The organism is Candidatus Thiosymbion oneisti, from assembly GCF_900092655.1.
GTDB lineage: Bacteria > Pseudomonadota > Gammaproteobacteria > Chromatiales > Chromatiaceae > Thiosymbion > Thiosymbion oneisti.
In genome coordinates this window covers 1-15,377 of the sequence record NZ_FLUY01000690.1, presented here as the reverse complement: position 1 = coordinate 15,377, position 15,377 = coordinate 1, and the positions used below count along the sequence as shown (strand labels likewise).

Annotated in this window: 12 protein-coding genes; 8 read left to right on the top strand and 4 right to left on the bottom strand. The window is 61.8% G+C overall.

The annotated features are described in order from the left end of the window. Positions 1–370: 370 nt before the first annotated feature. Positions 371–1,303 carry an ACP S-malonyltransferase gene (fabD, locus tag BQ17_RS07470; protein ID WP_089725759.1) on the bottom strand — a complete coding sequence of 311 codons (933 nt, stop codon included), beginning with the start codon at positions 1,301–1,303 and terminating at the stop codon, positions 371–373. A 346-nt stretch (positions 1,304–1,649) separates the two neighbouring features. Between fabD and prmB the strand changes: the two genes are divergently transcribed. The 5 genes from prmB (at position 1,650) to BQ17_RS07445 (ending at position 7,226) form a co-directional block, all read left to right on the top strand. Then, positions 1,650–2,576 (top strand): 50S ribosomal protein L3 N(5)-glutamine methyltransferase, encoded by a 927-nt coding sequence (gene prmB / locus BQ17_RS07465; protein ID WP_089725756.1) that lies wholly within the window; start codon positions 1,650–1,652, stop codon positions 2,574–2,576. Continuing rightward, entirely contained in the window at positions 2,573–2,896 is a 324-nt protein-coding gene (locus BQ17_RS07460) for a general secretion pathway protein GspF (protein WP_089725754.1), read from the top strand. Before prmB ends, BQ17_RS07460 begins: the two co-directional genes overlap by 4 nt. Positions 2,897–3,275: 379 nt before the next feature. Further along, entirely contained in the window at positions 3,276–4,664 is a 1,389-nt protein-coding gene (gene hemN / locus BQ17_RS07455) for an oxygen-independent coproporphyrinogen III oxidase (protein ID WP_089725752.1), read from the top strand. 28 nt (positions 4,665–4,692) lie between these two features. Next, positions 4,693–5,631, top strand: a complete 939-nt coding sequence (locus BQ17_RS07450) for a hypothetical protein (protein WP_089725750.1) — start codon at positions 4,693–4,695, stop codon at positions 5,629–5,631. Between the two features lie 35 nt (positions 5,632–5,666). Then, positions 5,667–7,226: a long-chain-fatty-acid--CoA ligase gene (locus tag BQ17_RS07445; protein ID WP_089725748.1), complete on the top strand. Its 1,560-nt coding sequence runs from the start codon at positions 5,667–5,669 to the stop codon at positions 7,224–7,226. Positions 7,227–7,290: 64 nt separating this feature from the next. On the opposite strand, the gene pntB is transcribed toward BQ17_RS07445, so the two are convergent. Both pntB and BQ17_RS07435 read right to left on the bottom strand, forming a co-directional pair. Beyond that, positions 7,291–8,688: a Re/Si-specific NAD(P)(+) transhydrogenase subunit beta gene (gene pntB / locus BQ17_RS07440; protein ID WP_089725746.1), complete on the bottom strand. Its 1,398-nt coding sequence runs from the start codon at positions 8,686–8,688 to the stop codon at positions 7,291–7,293. 12 nt (positions 8,689–8,700) lie between these two features. Next, entirely contained in the window at positions 8,701–10,290 is a 1,590-nt protein-coding gene (locus BQ17_RS07435; RefSeq protein WP_176722337.1) for a Re/Si-specific NAD(P)(+) transhydrogenase subunit alpha, read from the bottom strand. Between the two features lie 833 nt (positions 10,291–11,123). Here BQ17_RS07435 and BQ17_RS07430 point away from each other — a divergent pair. The 3 genes from BQ17_RS07430 to BQ17_RS07420 all read left to right on the top strand — a co-directional run bounded on the left by BQ17_RS07430 (position 11,124) and on the right by BQ17_RS07420 (position 14,007). Beyond that, positions 11,124–12,674, top strand: a complete 1,551-nt coding sequence (locus BQ17_RS07430) for a 2-isopropylmalate synthase (RefSeq protein ID WP_089725742.1) — start codon at positions 11,124–11,126, stop codon at positions 12,672–12,674. After that, the gene (locus BQ17_RS07425) at positions 12,674–13,489 is read left to right on the top strand and encodes a uracil-DNA glycosylase (protein ID WP_089725739.1); all 816 of its coding nucleotides are present in this window, start codon (positions 12,674–12,676) and stop codon (positions 13,487–13,489) included. Before BQ17_RS07430 ends, BQ17_RS07425 begins: the two co-directional genes overlap by 1 nt. 155 nt (positions 13,490–13,644) lie before the next feature. Further along, a complete protein-coding gene (locus tag BQ17_RS07420) occupies positions 13,645–14,007 on the top strand; it encodes a sulfur globule family protein (RefSeq protein ID WP_089725737.1) in 363 nt (120 codons plus the stop codon). A gap of 514 nt (positions 14,008–14,521) precedes the next feature. Here the strand turns inward: BQ17_RS07420 and BQ17_RS07415 are convergent. Further along, positions 14,522–15,190 (bottom strand): histidinol-phosphatase, encoded by a 669-nt coding sequence (locus BQ17_RS07415; protein ID WP_089725735.1) that lies wholly within the window; start codon positions 15,188–15,190, stop codon positions 14,522–14,524. Positions 15,191–15,377: the final 187 nt, after the last annotated feature.

Here is a 15,377-nt window from a genome sequence, read left to right as displayed (position 1 = left end):
CTTGCTTTGCCCATCCTACGGGCGTTGCCCAACCGCCTGCCGTGAGCTGGGATCTTCGCGTGCCGAAACCGGCGCACGCAATGCGATACAGGTCGTTCATGTTCCGGTTCGGATGCCTAAGGCATCGAGGTAACCTGCTGCTTGCTGGCGAGTTATCATTCGGTTGCCCTGGGCGATTCGCCGGAGTGAGCGCGTATGAATTTCTTTGAGTCGATAAAGACGCAAGCAGTAAAGAAAACGACGAATCACGCGAATCTAAGCGAAAATTGGTTCGTGCGGATTCGCGCGATGCGTCGTTTTTACCTACACCCACGCCGTCTCCCGATACGAGGGGCCACGGCGGGCGGCCACAGGCACCCGAACGAACCGCTCAGATCAGCGCGCGGGCATCCTGGATGGCCTTGTCGATGGCGTCGCTGTGAATGATCTTTGATCCCTTGGGGACCGCTTTTCTGGCCAGCCCGAACAGCACCTTGCCCGGACCGACCTCAAAGAAGGTATCACACCCCTCAGCAACGGCCGTTGCCAGGGTATCGGTCCACAGGACCGGGCTATCGATCTGCTTGATCAAGTTGTCGATGGTATAGGGCTGAGCCAATTGTCCGGTCAAATTGGCGATGACCGGATACTCGGTGGGATTCAGTGGCGTACCCTCGAGCTTGGGAGTCATTTCTTCCCGTGCCGGTGCCATCAGGCTGGAGTGGAAGGGCGCGGATACCGGCAGTGGTGTGCACCGGATCTTTTCGTCGGCGAGGGCCTTGGTGAGGGCTTCTACGGCCGTTTTGTGTCCCGAGACAATCTGCTGTTGCGGACCGTTGAAATTGACGACCTCGACGGTGCCGAGACGCGTGTCTATGGCCTTACATTTCTCAATCAGTGCTGCCGGGTCCAGGCCGATGACCGCGGCCATGGCGCCGGTTCCTTCCGGAACGGCCCTTTGCATGGCCTGACCACGCATCCTTACCAGTTTGACCGCCCGCGCAAAATCGAGCTTACCGGCCGCAACCAATGCCGAGTACTCACCCAGACTATGGCCCGTAAACAGCTTGGGGCGCAAATCCGTTTCACTCGTCAGGACCCGCCAGACGGCAATGCTGGTCGTCAGGATGGCCGGTTGCTGATTGGCGGTTAACCGGAGCTCCGCTTCCAGGCCATTGAAGCACAGATCACTGAGCTTGAAATCCAGTACTTCATCGGCCTCCGAAAAGGTATTGCGAGCTACCTCGAATCCCTCGCACAGTGCCTTACCCATGCCTACGTATTGAGATCCCTGGCCGGGGAACATCGCTAGGATATTTGCCATGATTGATACTCTTAAAGGTTCAAAACGGAACGACTACCGTCCGTACCCATAAGGGTCGGATGGAGTTTTCTCGGAAATCGGATCGGCCCTGCAAGACCTCGAAGAATTCATCGAATGTTAGCCGCGACGATGGTACCGAGCAAGATTCCGACATCCCTATCACCAAGGCAAACGCTATAAATCCAGCCGAAAACATGGCCTTACGGAGTGAGCTGCCTACCGCAGGTAGGGCAGACAGATGCCTACCGCGCCTTTGCGGTTCAAACTGTTCCGCCGAAGGTGTTATTCTTGACGTTACTTGCCGCATTTCTGCGCGGCGCTGGTCAATCGTGCGAGTCGAGTATAGATGGCAAGTTCACCGGAAGGGCTCCTGACGATTCAGGATTTCATACGCTGGGGAGCCAGCCGCTTCAACGCGGAAGGCCTGTTCTTCGGTCACGGCACCGACAATGCACTGGACGAGGCGGTCCAGTTAGTGCTGCACGCCCTGCACCTGCCGCCGGACCTGTCGGCGGCCTACCGCGAGTGCCGACTCACCTTTCCCGAACGGGGAGCGGTCTGCGAGCTTCTGGAACGACGGATAAACGAGCGCAAGCCGGCCGCCTATCTGACCAATCGTGCCTGGTTCGCGGGACTGGAGTTCTACGTCAACGAGGACGTGTTGGTGCCCCGTTCACCCCTGGCCGAGCTGGTGGAGGCGGGCTTCGATCCCTGGGTCGGATCGGAAGGGCTGCATCGCATCTTGGACCTGGGTGCGGGAAGCGGCTGCATCGGTATCGCCTGTGCGGTTTATTTGCCCGAGGTGGAGGTGGATCTCGCGGAGATCTCGCCGGCGGCCTTGGAGGTAGCCTCCATCAATCGGGCGCGCCATCACCTGGAGGAGCGGGTACAGCTACTGCAATCGGACCTGTTCGAGCATATCGGGGACCGGCATTATGACATTATCGTCTCCAATCCCCCCTATGTCAGTACCGCGGAGCTGGCCACCCTGCCGGAGGAATCCCGCAAGGAGCCGGAGCTGGGGCTGGCGGGTGGCGAGACCGGCTTGGATCTGGTCTTGCGTATTCTGCGTGATGCCCCGACCTATCTCAACGAAGGCGGCGTGTTGGTGGTCGAGGTGGGGAACGCCGCCGCGGAACTGGAACAACGCTTCCCGGACCTGCCGTTTCTCTGGATCGAGTTCGAGCGGGGAGGCGAGGGCGTGTTCCTGATGCAGCGCGACCAGCTCACCGAGTTTAATCCGCTCTTCGAGAAAGAGTTGGAGACGCTATGAGCCTGAGACGGGCAAGGAGCATCGACGAGTACGTCGAATGGGTACGCCAGGCGGTCTTCGAGGTCGGGGATCTGCGTGAATGCCTGGAGTACGAGCTGGAGGACCTCAACCGCTTCCCGGCCTTCCTCGATCCCCTGCAGGAGGGCATCGAAGGCATCTACCGCTCCATGCAGGATGGGACCTATGGCTTCGGGCGCGAAGACATGCCCTTCATGGATCTGGCGGAGTGCTACGCGGATGAGATCCCGTTCCATACTCTACTCAAGCAGATCAATGAGACTCACCGCAGGGGCCTGGTAATCGACTCGGACGGCGGCTAGTACAGCAGTCCCGAAGTACCGATAACATGGGAGTCATCTTTAATTGCCGCAAATGAACGCAAATCGGTCGTAAAAGATCAGATTGTCCTTTCTGTCCGCAGATTACGCAGATTCTCACAGATTGTTTCACTTTTAATCTGCGAAAATCTGCGTCATCCGTGGATCGATTGAAGCTGCCGAATCATTTTTCCCATACTCAACCTGAATCTCGGCGGCTCCGCTTTTTACCGCCGATGAACGAGAATGAACGCAGATCGGTCGCAATCGATTCGCCATCAGCGACGGTTCTTGACTCATTTGCGTCGATTTGCGTTGATTCGCGTTCATTTGCGGTAGAAACAGCCTCCAGCCTCCCCCCAGCTTTCCTCTAGGTCCCCTCATGGATCAAACCGTCGCTTTCGACCTGGCGCTCATCCGCCGCTACGACCAAAGCGGTCCACGCTATACCTCCTATCCCACCGCCGTAGAGTTTCACGACGGCTTCGGTGAGCCGGAATATCGCCGGGCCTGCGCCCGCAGCAACTCGAGTGGGCGGCCCCTCTCGCTCTACGTCCATATTCCGTTTTGCGATACGGTCTGCTTCTATTGCGCCTGCAACAAGATCGCTACCAAGGACCGCAGCCGTGCCCAACCCTATCTGGAGTGGGTCTATCGGGAGCTCGAGCTGCAGGGCGCCTTGTTCGGGGCCGACCAGACGGTGGAGCAGCTCCACTGGGGTGGGGGGACGCCGACCTTTATCAGCCGGGACCAGATGCGCGAGCTCATGGACCACACCCGGCGCCGCTTCCGGCTGGCGGCGGACGAGGTCGGCGAATACGCCATCGAGATCGATCCGCGGGAGGCGGATGCGCAAACGGTCGTCCTGTTGCGGCGCTTGGGCTTCAACCGCATGAGCCTGGGGGTGCAGGACTTGGATCCGGTGGTCCAAAAGGCAGTCAATCGCATCCAGACCGAAGGGGAGACCCTGGCGGTGCTGGAGGCGGCGCGCGCAGAGGGTTTCCGCTCCATCAGCATCGATCTCATCTACGGGCTGCCGTTCCAGACTGTGGATGGCTTCATCCACACCTTGGAGCGCATCGTCGCATTCGCCCCGGACCGCTTGTCCGTCTTCAACTACGCCCATCTACCACAGCGCTTCATGCCCCAGCGGCGCATCAATGAAGCGGACCTACCGTCTCCCCACACCAAGCTCGACATCCTCAAGACCACCGGCGAGCTGCTTACGGACGCCGGCTATATCTATATCGGCATGGATCACTTCGCGCGACCGGATGACGAGTTGGCGGTGGCGCAACGCAGCGGCAGTCTTTACCGCAACTTCCAGGGCTACTCCACCCATGCGGACTGTGATCTCATCGGCATCGGCATGACCTCGATCGGTAAGCTAGACAACAGTTACTCTCAGAACCGGCGGACCCTCGACGAATACTGCCGGGACATCGACGCCGGCTGCCTGCCGGTCTTCCAGGGCATCGAACTGAGCCGCGACGACGAGATCCGCCGCGATGTCATTACCCGGCTGATCTGTAACTTCGCGCTGGATGTTCCCAACCTGGAACAGACCTGGGGTATCGAGTTCGCCGACTACTTCAGTGATGAGCTGCCCAAATTGGCGCCCATGCAGGAGGATGGGCTGCTGACGCTCGACGAGCAACAGATCCGCGTCCTGCCCAAGGGCCGATTGCTGATCCGGAACATCTGCATGGCCTTCGATGCCTACCGGGCCGCCAAAAAAGATGGGCCGGTGGGCTTCTCCAAGGTCATCTGACACCTAAGAGGCTGTCTAAAACAAGACCATGTCCCACGATCAGAACTTCAAGAATCTCATCCTCGACTATCCGCGTCAGGCGCTGGCCTTTTTCGCCGCGACCGAAGCCGATGCGATCGGCGCAGCCCGGATTACACCCGTGCGCCAGGAGCAATTCCAGGAACGCCTCGGCGAACGATTTCGGGAGCTGGACGTGCCGCTGCTGGTGGAATGGCCCGACGGGCGGCGCGAGGCCCTGTTGTTCGTGCTCGAAGAAGAGAGCGACGCGCGGCGCTTCTCCATCCACCGCCTGGCCCACTATTGTCTGGACCTGGCCGAACTGATGGAGACCGACCGCGTGGTCCCGGTCGTCATCTTCCTGCGCCGAGCAACTGGTGCGCCCCAACGGCTGTGCCTGAGCGGAGACCACCACACCTACCTTGATTTTCACTATCTGAGCTGCGTCCTGGGCGAGCTCTCCTACGAGCACCATCGCCACAGCGATAACCTGGTGGTCCGGCTGAATCTGCCCAACATGCAGTATCCCGTACAGCGCAAGGTCGAGGTCTATGCCCAAGCGGTTCGGGGGCTGACCACGCTGGAATGCGATCCTGAGAAGCAGCTCAAATACCTGGACTTCATCGACATCTATGCGGCGCTTGACGATAATGAGCGGGTCGAATACCAACGTGACTACCCTGACGAGGCGCAGACCATGAGCCGATTTGCCGAACGCTTTCACGAACAGGGCATGCAGCAAGGCATGCAGCAGGGCATGCAGCAAGGCATGCAACAGGGCATGCAACAGGGCATGCGGCAAGGCAAGCACCAAGGTGAAGCCTTGGTATTGGAACGCCAGTTGCGCCTGAAATTCGGTGCCTTGCCCGATGAAGTACAGCGCCGGATCGAGCAGGCCAACGAGCAGACCCTGCTCACGTGGTCCGAGCGGGTCCTCACCGCCAGTCGTCTTGATGAAGTTCTGCACTGAGCACGTGAGGTAATTAAGCAAGGGACACTGAGCCAATGAGTATAAGCACAGGGTCTCGGGACACGATTCCCGATTGCTTCCGCGCCGTCGCCCGGGCCCGCGGCGATCAGCCGGTGCTGCTGGGCATGGGACCGACCTGGACCTTCGCGGCACTGGATCGGGCCTCGGACGGGATCGCGGCAGGTCTGGTGGGGCGGGGCGTCGAGCCCGGCGACCGGATCGGCTTGTACTGCCCGAACACCCCCGAATTCGTGGCCGCCTATCTGGGAATACTCAAGGCCGGCGCCACGGTGGTGCCCATCAACCTGATGCTCAACCCCAAGGAGATCGTCTTTATTCTGAGCGATGCCGGCGCCAAGGGGTTCTGCTATCACCAGGCCTTGGCGGAGGTGGCGCAGCAGGCGCGTGGATTGGCCCCTGAGCTGGGGCTCTCGATCAGAATCGGCAACGGCGACGGCACGGATCCGTCCCTGGACGAGCTCATGGCAACGCCGGGAAGGCCGCCCACCTTGAGGCTCGACGCCGACCGCCACCTGGCGGTTATCCTCTATACGTCCGGCACTACCGGGCGGCCCAAGGGTGCCATGCTCAGCCATACCAATCTGTGGGTCAACACGGCAAGCATCAGGCAGGCATTGCACCTGGAGCCCGGCCGTGACCGCGTGCTGGTGGTATTACCCCTATTCCACGCATTCGCGGCCACGGTGGGCATGCTCACCCCCCTCCTCCATGGTCTCGGATCGGTGATCGTCGGCCAGTTCGATCCTAAGTCGGTCAGCGCGGCCATCGCTGATCATGGCGCTACGATCTTCCTGGGCGTGCCGAGCATGTATAACCTACTGTTGCGACTGGAGGACCAGGTCCGGAACCAGTGGGCCTCGGTGCGTTTCTGCGTGTCGGGCGGTGCCGCCATGCCGCAGGCCCTGATGGCATCCTTCGAGGAGCGCTTCGGTATCCCGATCCTGGAGGGCGACGGGCCTACCGAATGCGCTCCCGTGACCTGTGTGAACCCGCTCGCGGGGCCGCGCAAACCGGGCTCCGTGGGCCTCCCGATCCCCGGTGTCGAGATGCGCGTCGCCGGTCCGGATGGGACTTGGCTCGCGGATGGCGAGCACGGCGAGGTCTGTGTCCGGGGCGCCAACGTCATGCGGGGCTACTGGGGGCTGGAGGTGCAGACGCGGGAGAGCTTCTTCGGCGACTGGTTCCGCACCGGCGACCTGGGCTATCGGGATGCGGACGGCTATTTCTTCCTGGTCGACCGCATCAAGGATCTGATCATCAGCAACGGCATGAATGTCTACCCGCGCATGATCGAGGAGGTGCTTTATCGGCACCCGGACATCGCCGAGGCGGCAGTGGTGGGCGAACCCCACCGGCTGCACGGTGAAATCCCCGTCGCCTTCGTCGTGCCCAAGCCGGGGGCGAGGCTAGACCCGGCACGCCTGCGGGACTGGTGTAAGGAACACCTGGGTCGCCACGAGATCCCCCGCCGCCTCGAGCTGCGCGAAGACCTGCCCAGGAATGCGGCAGGCAAGATCCTCAAGCGCGAGCTGCGCCGACAGGGGGAGTTGGAGCGGGGTATCGATAGCCCCTAGTCCAGAGTTTCGACCAATTCGGAGACCGGATGCTCCGCGCCGAGATCAAACTCGGCGCTGAGGATCAGACACTCGCCAGGATGGCGTCCACGCTGGCCTTGGCGTCGCCGAAGAGCATCCGGGTGTTGTCCTCGAAGAACAGCGGATTTTGTACCCCGGCATAGCCGGTCGCCATGCTCCGCTTCATCACCACCACCGTCTTCGCTTTCCAGACCTCCAGGACCGGCATGCCCGCGATGGGGCTGCTCGGATCGATCTGGGCCGAGGGGTTAACGATATCGTTGGCGCCGATGACCAACACTGCGTCCGTGTCCGGGAAGTCCTCGTTGATCTCGTCCATCTCCATGACGATGTCGTAGGGGACCTTGGCCTCGGCCAGGAGCACGTTCATATGGCCCGGCATGCGCCCCGCCACGGGATGGATGGCGAAGCGTACCTCGACGCCCTGATCGCGCAGCTTGCGCGTGATATCGTTGATGACGTGCTGCGCCTGGGCTACCGCCATGCCGTAACCGGGGACGATGATCACCCGCTTGGCGTCCTTGAGCAGCGCCGCCGTCTCGTCGGCGGAGACGGCAACGACCTCGCCCTGATCGCCGCCCGCGGCAGTCGTGCCCCCCGCGGTGCCGAAGCCGCCGGCGATCACCGCCAGGAATTTGCGGTTCATGGCGCGGCACATGATGTAGGAGAGGATGGCGCCGCTGCTGCCCACCAGGGCGCCGGTGACGATCAAGAGATCGTTGGAGAGCATGAAGCCGGTAGCCGCCGCGGCCCAGCCGGAGTAGCTGTTGAGCATCGAGATCACCACCGGCATGTCGGCGCCGCCGATAGCCATCACCATATGGACGCCGAAGGCAAAGGCGATCAGCGTCATGATGAGCAACGGAAGGAAGCCGCTGTGCTCCTCGGCTCCCACGAACAGGACCCCGAGCCAGATGCAGATCAGTCCCAGGCCCAGGTTCAGCCAGTGGCGGGCCGGCAGGGCCAGGGGCTTGCTGGAGATGCGGGCGCTCAGCTTGCCGAAAGCGATGACCGAGCCGGTGAAGGTGACCGCGCCGATCAGGACGCCGAGATAGATCTCTACCTCGTGGATGGTCTTGGCTACTTCGGCATCCGGGCCCTCGAAGTGGGTCGTCGGGTCCAGATAGCTGGCGAAGCCGATCAGCACGGCGGCCAGACCCACGAAGCTGTGCAGGATAGCCACCAGCTCCGGCATCTGGGTCATCTGCACGCGCCTTGCGACGTAGATGCCGATAACGGCAGCGATCGCAATGCACACCGCCAGGATGGCGTAATTGGTGACGAATTCGCTGGCGATGACGGCAATCAAGGCAATCGCCATGCCGATGATGCCGTAGATGTTACCGCGCCGGGCCGTCTCCTGGTGGCTCAATCCACCCAGGGCCAGGATGAAGAGGATGCTGGCCGCAATGTATGCGGTGGTCAGAATGCCTTCAGTCATGGTCGAACCCCCTTATTTCCTGAACATGTGCAGCATGCGCTGGGTGACATAGAAGCCGCCGAAGACATTAACAGTGGCGATCAGGATGGAAATCGCGGCCAAGACGACCACCAACCAGGATTGCTCGTTGGAGACCTGGAGTAGGGCGCCGATGACGATGATGCCGCTGATCGCATTGGTAACACTCATGAGTGGGGTATGCAGGGCCGGGGTCACGTTCCAGATCACCATATAGCCCACGAAGCAGGCCAGCACGAACACGGTGAAATGGGCCAGAAAGTCCGCCGGGGCCACGCTGCCCAGGCCAAGCAGGGCCAGGAGGCCGACGCCCATCATGGCCGCGGTAGCCAGGCCCTTGGGCTTTTTCTCCGGAGTCGCTTCCGACACCGCCGATTGGGGGGAGGCCGCCGTTGCCGTCGCCTTGGCGGGCGGTGGGGTCGCCTGCGGCTTGGGAGACGGTGGGGGGGGTGGTGGCGGCCAGGTGATCTCACCGTCCTTGATGACGGTGGTGCCCCGAATCACCTCGTCTTCCATATTCACGACGATCCGACCGTCTTTATCCGGTGTCAGATCGGTCAACAGGTGGCGCAGGTTGGTGCCGTAGAGCTGGCTGGACTGGGTAGGCAGGCGACTCGGGAGATCCAGCTCACCGACGATGGTCACCCCCCGGCGCACCACCACCTCGCCGGGCTCACACAGGGCACAGTTACCCCCCTGACGGGCGGCCAGGTCGACGATGACACTGCCGTCCCGCATGGACTCCACCATGGCCTCGGTGATTAGCTTGGGCGCCGGCTTACCGGGGATCAAGGCAGTGGTGATGATGATGTCCACCTCCTTGGCCTGCTGAGCGAACAGCTCCATCTCGGCCTTGATAAACTCCTCGCTCATCACCTTGGCATAGCCGCCCTCACCGCCGCCTTCCTCCTCGAAATCGAGCATGAGGAACTCGGCGCCCATGCTCTCGACCTGCTCCTTGACCTCCGGGCGGGTGTCAAAGGCGCGGACCACGGCGCCCATGGCGCCGGCGGCGCCGAGCGCGGCCAGCCCGGCGACCCCGGCGCCGATGATCAGCACCTTGGCCGGGGGGATCTTGCCCGCAGCCGTCACCTGACCAGTAAAGAAGCGACCGAAATAGTTGGAGGCCTCCACCACGGCCCGGTAGCCGGCCACGTTGGCCATGGAGCTCAGGGCATCCAGCTTCTGGGCGCGCGAGATTCGGGGCACGCTGTCCATGGCCAAGACGGTCGCCTTACGGGCGGCCAGCTGCTCCATCAGCTCCGGATGCTGGGCCGGCCAGATGAAGCTGATCAAGGTGCCGCCCTCGCGTAACAGCTCCGTCTCTTCGAGGTGCTCGGACGGATGGGTCTCAGGGGCATGGATCTTGAGCAGGATATCGGACTGGGCCCACAGGGCCTTGACGTCCTCCACCACCTCGACTCCCGCCGCACGATAGGCGTCGTCCGAGAAGTGGGCCTTCTCACCGGCCCCGGCCTCGATTGCAACCGAGAAGCCGAGCTTGCGCAGCTGCTCCGCCGTGTCCGGCGTGACGGCAACCCGGTTCTCGCCCGGATGGACCTCCCGCGGGGCCCCGATCTTCATGGACATACTCTCCTCCTCCAACAGATTTTTTCGTTGTACTCTCGTGGTAATTTTACGCGCAAGTGGGCGCGTTGCGCCTTCCCGGTGAGCACAGCTCCGGTGGGCACAGCCTACCCTTGTAGGTTCTGTTTCCAAGGGAAAGCCAAGGATGAGCTATAAAGGGATTTGATGGAGCCTACCTGGAAAGCCGTCGCAATCTGAGGCCTTGAGCCTGGGTGTCGATTGGCTCCGCGCCCGCTTTGCCCATGCCGGAGCGTATCCGAGGCCGTGAGCTGCGTTCGTGAGCCTGCATATATACTGCTACACGGAACAATCCGAGCTTTTGAATTTCCCCCTCACCCCCGCCCTCTCCCGGAGGGAGAGGGAGTGAAATGCGCAGATTGTGCCGTGTGGCAGTATACAAAGGTCGGTAGGCGTGGGTCCGGGGTCGGGGAACCAAGTAGCCATCCTAACCGGTTTGACCAATTTGGAGAACCGGCATCGGACTTGCGCTGAAACAGAGTATCTACACCTACATTACCCCCGCGCGGCTTGCATGCGCAGTGCTTGGCACTCCCGAAAGGATGGGCTATATTCATCCTAATAACATGCGAACCCTTAAGATCATGTCGAGCCCGACGGCACCTCCGAAGGCGCAGCTGTTTGCGTCCCAGTCCCAACCGATGGCGCCCCCTCTCCTGCGTCGGCTCCTGCTCGCGCGTCCTCTGCTGCCCTGAGGGGCAAAAGTACACCCAGCCCCGGCGGGGGCCAGACGGCACGCACTATCTCCGATCGAACGAAACAGCGCCGCATGCGTCCTTAAGCGACGGATGTGGTGACGCGAGAGCGAGCACATGAGCGACAAAGAGCAATTGATTATCTTCGACACCACCTTGCGTGACGGCGAGCAGAGTCCGGGTGCTTCCATGACCCGGGAGGAGAAGGTCCGCATCGCCAAGGCCCTGGAACGGCTGCGGGTGGATGTCATCGAGGCGGGGTTCCCAATCGCCAGCCCGGGTGACTTCGAGGCGGTGAAGGCCGTCGCCGCCGGCGTCAAGGACAGCACCATCTGCGGGCTTACCCGCGCCCTGGACCGGGACATCGACCGTGCCGGAGAGGCCCTGGCCGGCGCCGAATCGGCCCGCATCCACACCTTTATTGCCACCTCTCCTATCCATATGGAGAGGAAGCTGCGCATGAGCCCGGACGAGGTGGTGGCCCAGGCCGTACATGCGGTCCGGCGGGCCCGCCGCTACACGGACGACGTGGAATTCTCCCCCGAAGACGCGGGACGCTCCGAGCGCGATTTCCTGTGCCGGATATTGGAGGCGGTCATCGCCGCCGGGGCCCGCACCGTGAACATCCCGGATACCGTGGGCTACAGTGTCCCCTATCAGTTCGGTGACCTGATCCGGACCCTGATCGAGCGCGTGCCCAACTCGGATAAGGCGGTGTTCTCGGTGCATTGCCACAACGACCTGGGATTGGCCGCCGCCAACTCATTGGCGGCGGTGCGCAACGGCGCCCGCCAGGTGGAATGCACCATCAATGGGCTCGGGGAGCGGGCGGGCAACGCCGCCCTGGAAGAGATCGTCATGGCGGTGCGCACGCGCCGGGATCACTTCGACTGCGACACCCGTCTGGATACGACGCAAATCGTCCCCTGCTCGCGCCTGGTGTCGGGTATCACCGGTTTCGCCGTCCAGCCCAACAAGGCCATCGTCGGTGCCAATGCCTTCGCCCACGAGTCCGGTATCCACCAAGACGGGGTGCTCAAGAGCCGTGAGACCTATGAGATCATGCGGGCCCAAGACGTGGGTTGGAGTGAGAACCGCATCGTGCTGGGCAAGCACTCCGGGCGCAGTGCCTTCCGCGCGCGGCTCCAGGACTTGGGCGTGAGCTTCGCCTCGGAAGAGGACCTCAACGCCGCCTTCGCCCGCTTCAAGGACCTGGCGGACAAGAAGCACGAGATCTTCGACGAGGACCTGCAGGCCCTGGTGACGGACACCAACCTGGACGCCACCAACGAACGCATCAAGCTGGTGTCCCTGCGGGTCTGCTCGGAGACCGGGGAGACCCCCAAGGCACACCTGGTGCTCGCCGTGGACGGGGAGGAAAAGCCCGGAATTTCCATCGGCGGCGGTCCGGTAGATGCCACTTTCAGGGCCATCGAAACCATCGTCGCCAGCGGGACCGTACTCAAGCTCTACTCGGTCAATGCCATCACCAGCGGTACCGATGCCCAGGGTGAAGTCACGGTACGCTTGGAGAAAGGGGGCCGTATCATCAATGGTCAAGGGGCGGATACGGATATCGTCATCGCCTCCGCGAAGGCCTACATCAACGCCTGCAACAAGCTCCTGCTGCCGCGTGAGCGGGCGCACCCCCGGACCGGGGATGTCTAATGGATCCGGAGCGCAGCCGCCGCTATCTGGGTGCCATGGGCGTGCAGGTGTGGCGGCTGCGTGCTGCGGATGGGGATACCCAAGGGCTTGGACAAGGACCTGAAGAAGTACCGCCGCCGGTGCACCAGGGGGATAGCATGGCTTCCGAATCCGCAGGACCTTCCAACGTCGAGGTCGAGCCGCCCCCCGAGGCGGCACCCGACGCCCTCCCTACCGCCGGAGTTGCCGGAATGGATTGGGAGCGCCTGAGCGAGACCGTGGCTGCCTGTCGCGCCTGCGAGCTCTGCGAGACCCGGACCCAGACCGTGTTCGGTGTGGGCAACCGCCGGGCCGACCTGATGATCGTCGGCGAGGCCCCGGGGGCCGACGAGGACCGCCAGGGCGAGCCCTTCGTAGGGCGGGCCGGACAGCTGCTCAATCTGATGCTCGCGGCCATCGGATTCGAGCGCGAGCAGGTCTTTATCGCCAACATCCTCAAGTGTCGCCCGCCGGGGAACCGGGACCCACGGCCAGAGGAGACCCTGCGCTGCGAGCCTTACCTCATGCGCCAAATCGCGCTGGTGCGCCCGCGCGTACTGCTCTCGGTGGGCCGCATCTCGGCGCAGAAGCTACTCAAGACAGGCGATCCTATCGGCAAGCTGCGGGGGCGCTGGTTCGCGTTCGGCCCCGACGAGATCCCATTGACCGTTACCTATCATCCGGCCTACCTGCTGCGTTCCCCGGAGCAAAAATCCAAGGCCTGGCAAGATCTACTCAAGGTTACGCGCCGGCTGCGCGAAACGGCTGGGGATCCCGGCGCGGGGGTGGCGGGTTGATCCGCTCCGTTGCGTCTGATCTATCCTCCGGTTAAGCCCGATAGAAAAAAGTAATTTCTAAAATAATGAAATTCTAATATTATATGTACCGACGGTGCACAAAACGCCTTCGCTCACTGCACCGGATTCAATCCTCTGCTATTGGGAGAAACCAAATGAAAAAGCTCGCTACTGCCGCTGCCGTCGCCGTGCTGCTCGGCGCTTCCGCTTCCGCTTCCGCTTGGTGGGGGGGGGGTCCTTGGGGTGGTTGGCCCGGCGGCGGCTATAACGACAACAACTGGTGGAACGACATGTTCGGTGACGGTTGGGGCGACTTCAACATGAATATGTCCGGTGGTGGACGCGGTTGGGGCCGCGGTTACAACCGCTATCGTGACCATTACGGTTATGGTCCCTATGGTTGGGGTGGTGGTCCTTGGGGTGGATATGGTGCCCCCTACTATGGTGGCGGCTACCCCCACCCTTACGCGGCTCCCGCGGCCCCAGCGACCCCGGCTCCCGCCGAGCCCAAGAAGTAAGGATTTCGCTCCTCTCCTTTAGGAATCCTGCACAGGGATGTGCGGCAGAAAACCGCGCCTTTCGGCGCGGTTTTGCTTTTCCGCCGGCGATCTTAGAAGCCGTCCGGTTAAAAGCAATCCTGAATGATTTGGCGTGATTTGGAGGACCGGACTTTCTTTATCCACAGATTACGCAGATTTCCGCAGATTAAGAACGAAATGATCTGTGAAAATCTGCGGAATCTGTGGATTAAAAAGACACCTTCGCGAGCAGCACCAAATCACGCCGAACAGCGCCGGGATCAAACAAGACCGATCCTGAATAATTCGGCGCTGTTTGGGGGGAAAGATCCCTCCTGCGTCAGGACAAGTTTGATGTGTTGCGTTCGACGCCTGACGGCTTATCGATCTCTGACGCCGCCTGGCCCATCGGCTGGGTTCAGGGATGAACCCGGCTGTCGTCCCTGCCCCTTGTCGACTGTTCCCTGCCACCTGCTCCCGCTCTGGTCGGTGTCCGGGCCAGCGTCTTATCCCGTCAGGGCGTGCTTCGTCCCCGCAAGGAGATAATCGGCCAACCCCGATCATGGGCATAGCGTCGCAAACGATCGTCGGGATCCGTTGCCACCGGACGATCTACCCGCTCGAGCAAGGGGATATCATTATGGGAATCACTGTAGAAGGTGCTGCCCGCAAGTTCGGTAGCGGTCTCCTCCAACCAGTCCAATAATCGTTCCACCTTGCCTGCTTGATAGGCCGGTATGCCCGTCACCTCGCCCGTGTAGTGGCCGTTCACCTGCTCGGGAATAGTGGCAATCAGGCTAGGTATGCCTAAGCGCTCGGCGATGGGAGCGGTTACGAACTGGTTGGTAGCGGTAACGATAAGCAGGGTATCTCCGGCCGCACGGTGGCGCTCCACCAGCTCACATGCCGGCGGCAAGATGATGGGCTCGATTTTCTCGCGCAGAAAGTCCCGGCGCCAGCGCTTCAGGTCTTCCGGCCGATTGTCTCGCAAGGGACGAAAAGAAAAACGCAAGAACTCGTGAATGTCCAGGTCTCCCTCCTGGTATTCGCGGTAGAAGCGCTCGTTCGCGCGCGCGAATTCGTCCCCGTCCACAATTCCGCGCTCGACGAGAAAGGCCCCCCAGAGATAGTCGGAATCCCCGGCAAGGAGGGTGTTATCGAGATCGAAGATAGCCAATGCCAAGGTGGGCTCCTGATTGCGGTAGGATCCTAGGGTCCTACCGGATAACGGTCCTGAGAGGTTGTCTAAAAACTAACCTATTGATTTTCTACTGGCATTGATTTTCGGCTGGTTCCCCAGGCTCCAGCGTGGGAGCAGACCTGGTCCCGACGGAGGAGGGATCTAACGCTCCAGCGTCGATTAAGCGCCT